At 55.6% G+C, this 1,251-nt stretch carries 2 protein-coding genes; both read right to left on the bottom strand.

Features of this window, described 5'->3' with window-relative positions:
- Window positions 1-38: 38 nt before the first annotated feature.
- Complete coding sequence (locus tag AK81_RS27555) at window positions 39-881, bottom strand: IS3 family transposase (RefSeq protein ID WP_043204403.1); 843 nt, start codon at window positions 879-881, stop codon at window positions 39-41.
- The gene (locus AK81_RS30570; protein WP_043204404.1) at window positions 878-1,186 is read right to left on the bottom strand and encodes a transposase; all 309 of its coding nucleotides are present in this window, start codon (window positions 1,184-1,186) and stop codon (window positions 878-880) included. Before AK81_RS30570 ends, AK81_RS27555 begins: the two co-directional genes overlap by 4 nt.
- Window positions 1,187-1,251 lie beyond the last annotated feature (65 nt).

The raw sequence follows: 1,251 nt of genomic DNA on the forward strand, positions 1-1,251 counted from the left end.
TGTTCTGGTCAAGTTTTGCCGGACACCGATTACGGTGATCAAGCTGCCTGCTGCTCCATTGCTATTGGCGACAGGTAGTTGTTATAGCTGTGGAGCCTGATTCGGTTGTATCTCATGAAGAAGCTGGTCATATCCTGCCTGGCTTCTTCAATTGCCGCGTAGCCCTTGGCGGGCACCCACTCCGACTTGAGCGTCCCAAAGAAGCGCTCTGTTGGCGCGTTGTCCCAGCATTGCCCTCTGCGGCTCATACTTTGCGTTATTTCGTGCTCAAGCAGCTCGGATTGGAAGCGTTGGCTGGTGTATTGGCAGCCTTGGTCTGAATGAAACATCAAGCCTGCATGTTTTCCTCTAATCTCCACCGCCATTCTCAGCGCCTTGCTAACCAGGTTGGCGTCATTGATCAGAGAAAACGCCCAACCAACAATTCGGCGGGCGAACAGATCAATGACCACTGCCAAGTGATACCACCGCTTACCGACCATCAGGCTGGTAACGTCGCCGCACCAGACTTGGTTGATTGCCGTTGGCTCGAAGTTACGGTCGAGCAAGTTCTTGGCCACAAATGCCTCGACGCCCCTGGAGCGATACTGATGACGACGGCGCTGCCTGCTGGCCAGGTTTGCCTCCGCCATGAGCCGTCCGGCCAGATACCGCCCCACCTTGAGTTGTTGAGCTTTCAAGTACTGAGAGATCATCCGCGCGCCCACGCTTCCCCGGCTTTCAACGTGCAATTGCACGACTTTCGCTCTGAGCGCGTCACGCTTGGTATTCGGCGCTGAACGGCGGCGAAGCCAGTCATAAAACGCACTGCGGGAAACGCCCAGGGCGTCGCAAAGCAGGCTGGTCGGATACGAGCCCGACTCTCTCAGTTCCTCAATCAGGAAAAACGATCGGGATCCGACATCAAGAGAGCCGTAGCCTTTTTTAAGATTTCAGCCTCGGTCTCCAGTCGCTTGACCTTGGCTCGCAGTTGTTGGAGCTCTCGCTGTTCGTCGCTGATTGCCTTGGTGCCTGCCACTGGCTGGCCTTTCTGGCGCTCTTTACGTACCTGATCCACCCAACGGCGCAGCGCCGTAGGGCCGACGTCCATTGATGCGCAGACGTCAGGAATCGAGCAGTTATCATCAAGAACCATGCTTGCAGCACGTTGCTTGAACTCACGGGTATAGGTCTTTCGTTCTTGCATGGAACCTCCTGATTGGGCGAATCATATCGCCCTTAAGAGGTGTCCGGGATCATTAGGCCAGTTCA

The organism is Pseudomonas putida W15Oct28 (genome assembly GCF_000708715.2).
GTDB lineage: Bacteria > Pseudomonadota > Gammaproteobacteria > Pseudomonadales > Pseudomonadaceae > Aquipseudomonas > Aquipseudomonas putida_R.